Here is a 6,402-nt window from a genome sequence, read left to right as displayed (position 1 = left end):
GAATAAACAGCGACGCCCAGCGGATGAAACATCGTTTCCGGGTCGAGCTGCACGATCTGCCCTTGCGCCAGATCATTCAGCACAAGGCTCTTGGGAAGCCAGGCAAATCCCAGCCCCGCCAGCACCATTTCGCGCAATGCGCCGCTGAGCGAACTCACGCAAATGGTTTCGCAGCGATAGCGGGTCATCAACAGTGGCATGGCCTTTTCCCAGATGACCTCGCCGAAGAAACTGCGCTGGGGGTAGGTCAGAAGCGGCACGGCCTGATCCCCTGACGGAACGAGGGCGGCGGGGCCGACCAGGATCATGTCATCCCTGGCACTTGCGACACGCATGGCGGTCGTGGAGGGCATCGGATCCGGCGAGGGATGCATCTCGTAGCAGATCATCAGATCGACCTCGCCACGGATCATCATCTCCACGCATTCGGCACGATTGGCGCAATGGAGATGGTATGCGGGCTGGTAACCTTGCCGCCGAAGGTTTTCCACAAAACGCGGGAAAATCGAAAAGGCCAGCGCATGCTGGACCGCGACTTTCAGGCGTGACGTTCTCGTCTGCTCACCGCGAACCTGGCTGCGCAGTTCATAGAGTTGATTGAGCGCCCTCTGGAAGTCGCCATAATTCTCGGCTGCAACAGGCGTGAAGCGATGCGGCCGCACGCTTCTGTCGATCAGCGTGACACCGAGCCAATCCTCCAGCGATTGAATGCGCCTTGAGAAGGCAGATTGACTGACATTGCGCCGCTCCGCGGCCGCCGTGAAGCTTCCGAGCTCCCGCAAGGCCAGAAAATCTTCAAGCCAGCCAATTTCCATAAATCCTCCTTACATGCAATTCATGCATAATATGTCCCGCTTTTTGTGATTGACCCCCGCCTTTTAGCCAGTACGTATGTATCACAGGAATTGGCCCATTCAAGCGGCTACAGACGACAGACATGCCGAGTTTCGGGTATTCGGCGGGAGAATTCGCGACCGGTGGCGAGACTGACAATAACGGCTACACGCATACAACAAAAAAGGGGAAACATCATGTATCGTTCTGCAACCGCAATTTTTCTATCGCTCCTGATGGTCGGCGCGATGCAACCTGCCATGGCGCAGGAAACGACGGACACGCTGTCCAAGATAAAATCGTCCGGCGAAATCGTGTTTGGCTACCGGGAGACGTCGATACCTTTTTCGTACATCGAAAAGGATCAGACGCCGAAGGGCTATTCGATCGATCTCTGCATGCGGATTGCCGATGCTGTGAAGGAAAAGATCGGCAATTCCGAACTCAAGATCCGCTTCGTGCCTGTATCGCCGCAGACAAGGATTCCGCTCCTCGCGAATGGCACGATCGACATGGAGTGCGGCTCGACGACGAACAATCTGACACGCCAGGAACAGGTCTCGTTCCTGCCGACGACCTTCATTACCGGCACCAAGCTGCTTGTGAAGGCCGATAGCCCGATCAAGAACGTCGATGACCTTGTCGATCATCGTATCGCCCTGCCGCAGGGAACCACGAATGAACGGGCAATCAAGGAATATATCGAAGCGAACAAGCTGGATGTCGATATCCTCAACGTGAAGGATCACGCAGAAGGGTTTCTCGCACTGGAAAGCGGCCGGGTCGATGCCTATTCCACCGACCACATCCTTTTGGCCGGCCTTCTGACAAAGGCGTCTCAGCCCGAGGCCTTCAGGATTGTCGGCGATTTCTATTCCTACGATCCCTATGCCCTGATGATCCGCCGCAACGACGCCGAGTTCCAGTTGCTCGGCACCAAAGTGCTCGCCGGTCTGTTCCGTTCGCACGAAATCGAGAAGATCTACCAGCATTGGTTCCAGCCCTTTCCCAACAACGAGAAGGTGTCCGAACCGCCCAGCGATCTGTTGAAGGCATCCTGGCAGCTGAATGCCCTGCCCTGAGACCGGGCGCGTTACGAGGCGATCACAAGGACGTTGGGAGGTCATATGCACTACAATTGGGACTGGTCCATTCTCCTGCAGGAACCCTATCTGCACTGGTTGATATCGGGCACCGGATGGACAATTGCGGTTTCGCTCGCCGCCTGGGTTATCGCGGTGACGGTCGGTTCGCTGATCGGCATCGCGCGCACGCTGCCAAACCGGATGGTGGCGGGCATTGCGACGGCCTATACCGAAATCTTCCGCAACATCCCGCTGCTGGTCCAGCTGTTCCTCTGGTATTTCGTTCTGCCGGAAATAGTGCCGGAGCCTTTGGGACACTGGATAAAGCGTGACCTGCCATTGCCGGAATATACGACCGCGGTGATAGGCCTCGGCTTCTATACCGCGGCCCGCATCTCTGAACAGGTTCGCGCCGGCATCCAATCGCTTTCCCGCGGCCTCAGCATGGCTGGCTATGCGCAGGGCCTGACACTGACACAGGTCTATCGCCATATCCTGTTGCCGGTGGCATTCCGGCTGATCGTGCCGCCTTTCACCACGGAATTCCTGACTGTCTTCAAGAACTCCTCGCTGGCACTGACCATCGGTGTTCTCGAACTCACCGCGCAAAGCGGGCAGATTTCCGAATATTCCTTCCATAGCTTCGAAGCCTACACGGCGGCCACCGTCATCTACATCCTGATCACGATGGGCGTCACGGCCGTCATGACGGTCATCGAGCGCCGCCTGCCGGTTGCAACCTGAGGGAGAGCGACGATGAAAGATCTCGAACTGATCGTCGATTCGATGCCGTTTCTACTGCAGGGACTGGGCCTGTCATTGCTTTTGGCAGCCCTTGCCGCCGCCGGAGGCATCATGATGGCGGTCGTGCTGGCGCTGCTGCGGCTGTCCAGCAACCGTTTCCTGTCGGGGGCGGCGGCCGTCTATGTCAATTTCTTCAGGTCGATGCCGCTGATCCTGGTGATCTTCTGGTTCTTCTTCCTTGTGCCCATGGTAATCGGCAGACCGGTCGGAAGCTTCTATTCGGCGTTGATCGCCTTCACCCTTTTCGAGGCCGCGCATTACACGGAAATCATCCGGGCCGGAATCCTATCGGTCTCTCGCGGACAGGGCTGGGCTGCCGCTGCCACCGGCCTCACCTATGGCCAGAGCCTGCGCCATGTCATCCTGCCACAGGCCTTTCGAAACATGACCCCGTTGCTGCTGACGCAGGGCATCATCCTGTTCCAGGATACGAGCCTCGTCTTCGTCGTGTCGCTCAGCGATTTCCTGACCACGGTGACGATCGTCGCGCGCAACGAGGGCCGCCTCGTCAGCATGTATGTCTTCGCCGCACCCGTCTATTTCGCACTCTGTTTTGCCGCGTCACGGGTCGTTGGCGGGCTCCAGAAGAAAGCTATCCGATGATCAAACTGAGCAATATCGATAAGTGGTACGGCGCGTTCCACACCCTCAAGGACTGTTCCGTCGATGTTTCGCGCGGCGAAGTCCTTGTGATCTGCGGCCCCTCTGGATCGGGTAAATCCACGCTGATCAAATGCGTCAACGGACTGGAGCCGTTCCAGGGCGGCGAAATCACCGTCGACGGCGTATCGGTCGGCGCCGCCGGAACCAATTTGCCCAGACTCAGGGCAAGGATCGGCATGGTGTTCCAGAATTTCGAACTCTACCCGCATATGTCCGTGCTCGAGAATATATGCCTGGCGCAGCTGAAGGTCCTGAAGCGTCCGCGCGACGAAGCCGAAGCGCGCGCATTTACCCTTCTGGAGCGGGTCGGCCTGAAGGACCACGCCCGGAAACTGCCGTCGCAGCTTTCCGGCGGCCAGCAGCAGCGCGTCGCCATTGCCCGCGCCCTTGCCATGGACCCGATCGCGATGCTGTTCGACGAGCCGACCTCAGCCCTCGACCCCGAAATGATAAACGAGGTTCTCGAGGTGATGGTCCAACTCGCCCAGGAGGGCATGACGATGATGGTCGTCACGCATGAAATGGGCTTCGCGCGCAAGGTGGCCGACCGGATCGTCTTCATGGACCAGGGAGAGGTGGTCGAGGATGCCGCGACGGACCAGTTCTTCAGCGCGCCCAAAAGCGATCGCGCCAAGAGCTTCCTGTCGAGGATTCTGCAGCATGTCTAAAATCGCCTGATTGGAGCAGGCGCCTTGATGCAGATCGGCGGTGTCGCGGCGGAATGCGCGATCCTGTCGGCTACCCGGTCGATGACCCGCTTTCGCTCCTGATAGGCTTTCACCGCCGCTCCGAACGCGGCGAACATGCCGCGCGAGAGGCTGTTGCCGGCGCCGTCATATTCCGGATGCCATTGCACGCCGAGAATGAATGCCGCCTTCGCCACGCTGATCGCCTCGATCGTTCCATCATCCGCCGTCGCTTCCACGATGAGCCCCTGCCCCAGGCGGCCGATCGCCTGGACATGGACGGAATTCACCGACGAAACCCTGTCCCTGGCGAGGCCGTGCAATTGCCCGCCCGGCATGATCCGGATCTCGTGGGCGGGACCGTAGACGATGTGCGGCAAGCCGTTCGGGTTCCAGGCGGGATGGCTATGTGAACGGGGATCGTCGACGATCCCGGCCTTCAATGTCCCGCCGCAGGCGACGTTGAGTTCCTGCAGGCCGCGGCAGATCGCCAGGAGAGGAATATCGCGCTCGATCGCCAGCCGGCTCAAGGCGAGCGCGATGCTGTCTCGGCCCTCGTCGAAGGGCGCATGCCGGTCCTGTTCGACGCGCGGATCGAAATGGGCAGGATGGACGTTGGAGACGGCGCCGGTGAAGAGCAGTCCGACCCTCCCCAGCCTTCACCACTATTTATCGATCGATGGGAATAAACGCCCGTCCTGTGAGTCTCCCTCCTGTCACCGCAACTCGTCGGGCCGACGGCGCTCCGATCGCTCACTCGTCCGCCCGAGCGCCCGCTTCGGTCACGCCGAAGCTCAACCGTCTGAAACCGGGACGCCAAAGAAGAGATTTGACATGCCCATCTATCGTCCACCCAGGATTCCAGCCTCGGAAATCACCCCGCGCGGCATTTATCTGAAACGACGCGACCTTCTCGCCGCCGCAGCCCTGTTCGGCCTCTCGGTGCACGCGGACGCAGCGCCGCTCTCGGTGAAAAGCCGCAAGTCCACCGTTTCCGACGAACCGACGCCGCGCGAAGACGTGACGAGCTACAATAATTTCTATGAATTCGGCACCAACAAGTCGGACCCGGCGGAACATTCCGGCAAGTTCCAGCCATCGCCATGGACGATCGAGGTCGACGGTCTGGTCGCCAGGCCGGGTACTTTCGATCTGGAGCAGATCATCAAGGATTTCCCGATCGAGGAACGCATCTACCGGATGCGGTGCGTCGAGGCCTGGTCGATGGTCATCCCGTGGAACGGCTTTTCGCTGTCGATGCTGCTGGACAAGGTCGAGCCGCTCGGAAGCGCCAGATATGTCGCCTTCGAAACAATCGTGCGGCCCGAGGAAATGCCGGGGCAGAACGGCCTGTTTCAGCCGCTGGCATGGCCCTATATCGAAGGCCTGCGGCTGGACGAGGCGCGCCATCCGCTGACGATGCTGGCGGTCGGCCTCTACGGCGAAACACTTCCCAACCAGAACGGCGCGCCCGTTCGCCTGGTCGTTCCCTGGAAATACGGCTTCAAGGGCATCAAGTCGATCGTCCGCATGACCCTGACCGAGACGCAGCCGGACAATACCTGGAACCTCCTGGCACCGAGCGAGTATGGATTTTACGCCAACGTCAATCCTGAGGTCGATCACCCACGCTGGAGCCAGGCCACCGAAAGGCGCATTGGAACGGGAGGATTTTTCGGGTCCGAGCGACGCCCGACCCTGATGTTCAACGGCTATGGAGAAGAGGTCGCCGGCCTCTATTCCGGCATGGACCTGCGGAAATCCTTCTGATGGCTGCCGGGCAAACGAAAACAGTCAACTGGAAGACTGTCCCGGTCTGGCTGGTCTATGTTGTCGGGCTGATGCCCGCCGTCTGGCAGTTCTGCCGGGGGGCGACCGGAAACCTCGGCGCCGATCCCGTCAAGGCTTTCGAGCTCTTTCTCGGCCTCTGGGCCGTGCGCTTTCTCATCCTGACGCTCGCCGTCTCGCCGGCACGCCAGTTGTTCGGCCTGAACTTCATGCGTTATCGCCGCGCGCTCGGCCTGTTGTGCTTTTACTATGCGTCGATGCATCTTGCCGCCTATCTCGTCCTCGATCAGGCGCTGATGTTGTCCACGGTCGTCGAAGACGTCCTGAAGCGACCGTTCATCATGCTGGGCATGGCGGCCTTCGTCTTGCTCCTGCCGCTCGCCCTGACATCGAATAGCTTCTCCATCCGTCGCCTGGGCAGGAACTGGGTTCGGCTGCACCGGCTGGTCTATGCCATTGCCATCTGCGCAGGGGTTCATTTCGCGCTGGCCACCAAGGTGCTGTCCGCCGACCAATATGTCTATCTCGGCCTGATCGCATTG

8 protein-coding genes are annotated in these 6,402 nt (G+C 59.7%); 6 read left to right on the top strand and 2 right to left on the bottom strand.

Features of this window, described 5'->3' with window-relative positions; genetic code table 11:
- Positions 1-815: LysR family transcriptional regulator (locus VL202_RS24115; RefSeq protein WP_325466590.1), on the bottom strand; the 815-nt coding region annotated here is incomplete at its 3' end.
- 216 nt (positions 816-1,031) lie between these two features.
- On the opposite strand from VL202_RS24115, the gene VL202_RS24110 reads away from it, so the two are divergent.
- From VL202_RS24110 to VL202_RS24095, 4 genes are read left to right on the top strand one after another with little or no spacing between them, the layout of a single operon-like run.
- Positions 1,032-1,916: an amino acid ABC transporter substrate-binding protein gene (locus VL202_RS24110; protein WP_056339325.1), complete on the top strand. Its 885-nt coding sequence runs from the start codon at positions 1,032-1,034 to the stop codon at positions 1,914-1,916.
- A gap of 45 nt (positions 1,917-1,961) precedes the next feature.
- Positions 1,962-2,663 carry an amino acid ABC transporter permease gene (locus VL202_RS24105; RefSeq protein WP_325466589.1) on the top strand — a complete coding sequence of 234 codons (702 nt, stop codon included), beginning with the start codon at positions 1,962-1,964 and terminating at the stop codon, positions 2,661-2,663.
- A 12-nt stretch (positions 2,664-2,675) separates the two neighbouring features.
- Positions 2,676-3,326 (top strand): ABC transporter permease subunit, encoded by a 651-nt coding sequence (locus VL202_RS24100; protein WP_325466588.1) that lies wholly within the window; start codon positions 2,676-2,678, stop codon positions 3,324-3,326.
- A complete protein-coding gene (locus tag VL202_RS24095) occupies positions 3,323-4,054 on the top strand; it encodes an amino acid ABC transporter ATP-binding protein (RefSeq protein WP_325466587.1) in 732 nt (243 codons plus the stop codon). The genes VL202_RS24100 and VL202_RS24095 overlap by 4 nt, the downstream gene beginning before the upstream one ends.
- Here VL202_RS24095 and VL202_RS24090 read toward each other — a convergent pair.
- Positions 4,051-4,713, bottom strand: a complete 663-nt coding sequence (locus VL202_RS24090; protein ID WP_325466591.1) for a gamma-glutamyl-gamma-aminobutyrate hydrolase family protein — start codon at positions 4,711-4,713, stop codon at positions 4,051-4,053. The genes VL202_RS24095 and VL202_RS24090 overlap by 4 nt on opposite strands.
- 193 nt (positions 4,714-4,906) lie before the next feature.
- Between VL202_RS24090 and msrP the strand changes: the two genes are divergently transcribed.
- Both msrP and msrQ read left to right on the top strand, forming a co-directional pair.
- Positions 4,907-5,842, top strand: a complete 936-nt coding sequence (gene msrP, locus VL202_RS24085) for a protein-methionine-sulfoxide reductase catalytic subunit MsrP (RefSeq protein ID WP_325466586.1) — start codon at positions 4,907-4,909, stop codon at positions 5,840-5,842.
- A partial coding sequence (msrQ, locus tag VL202_RS24080) for a protein-methionine-sulfoxide reductase heme-binding subunit MsrQ (protein WP_325466585.1) occupies positions 5,842-6,402 on the top strand: 561 nt, incomplete at its 3' end. The genes msrP and msrQ, both read left to right, overlap by 1 nt.

Source organism: Pararhizobium sp. (assembly GCF_035497515.1).
Taxonomy (GTDB): Bacteria; Pseudomonadota; Alphaproteobacteria; order Rhizobiales; family Rhizobiaceae; genus Pararhizobium.
This window is presented reverse-complemented; position numbering and strand designations above follow the sequence as displayed.